The sequence below is a fragment of the Nostoc sp. MG11 genome, from assembly GCF_014904695.1.
GTDB lineage: Bacteria > Cyanobacteriota > Cyanobacteriia > Cyanobacteriales > Nostocaceae > Komarekiella.
In genome coordinates this window covers 1-848 of sequence record NZ_JACXXN010000197.1, presented here as the reverse complement: position 1 = coordinate 848, position 848 = coordinate 1, and the positions used below count along the sequence as shown (strand labels likewise).

Genomic DNA, 848 nt, shown 5'->3' with positions numbered 1-848 from the left:
CCTGAACAGCGAATTGCGGAATTACCATTACTCCCACCCTGGGAACACCAAAAATTACTGGTAGAGTGGAATCAAACTCAAAGAGAATATCCCCACAAATGTATTCATCAGCTATTTGTTGAGCAGGTAGAACGCACACCAAATGCAGTCGCAGTGGTATTTGGTAATCAACAACTGACTTACCAAGAATTAAATAGCCGCGCCAATCAATTAGCACATTATTTACAAGAACTAGGAGTCAAACCAGATAACCTAATTGGTATCTGTATAGAACGCTCCTTAGATATATTCGTAGGTATCTTAGGAATTCTCAAAGCCGGAGGCGCATATTTACCCTTAGACCCCGATTATCCCCAAGAACGTTTAGACTATATGTTCCGCGATTCCCAGGTATCAATGTTGCTAACTACTAAGAAGTTAGTTACCCAAATACCGGAACATTACCTTCAAGTAGTCTATTTAGACGCAGATTGGGACGTAATTGCGACTAAGAGCCAGCACAATCGAGTCAGTGAAGTCAAACCGGAAAATTTAGCATATCTGATTTACACATCAGGTTCGACCGGCAGACCAAAAGGGGTAATGGTTCGCCATTGCAGTTTGGTAAATGCTTATTTGGGTTGGGAACAAGCATACCAACTGCGAACCATTACTACCAGTCATTTACAAATGGCAAATTTCTCTTTTGATGTCTTTACTGGGGATTTAGTGCGTGCATTATGTTCTGGAGCCAAGTTAGTTGTTTGTCCAAGGGAATGGTTACTCGCTCCAGAACTGCTCTACAATCTGATGCGAGAACAAAAAGTTGATTGTGCCGAGTTTGTGCCGCCTGTAATTAGAAACTTGAT

At 41.6% G+C, this 848-nt stretch carries 1 protein-coding gene; it reads left to right on the top strand.

Annotated features, from left to right (window positions below; all coding sequences use genetic code 11):
* Positions 1-848: AMP-binding protein (locus HCR01_RS38055; RefSeq protein WP_193201032.1), on the top strand; the 848-nt coding region annotated here is incomplete at both ends.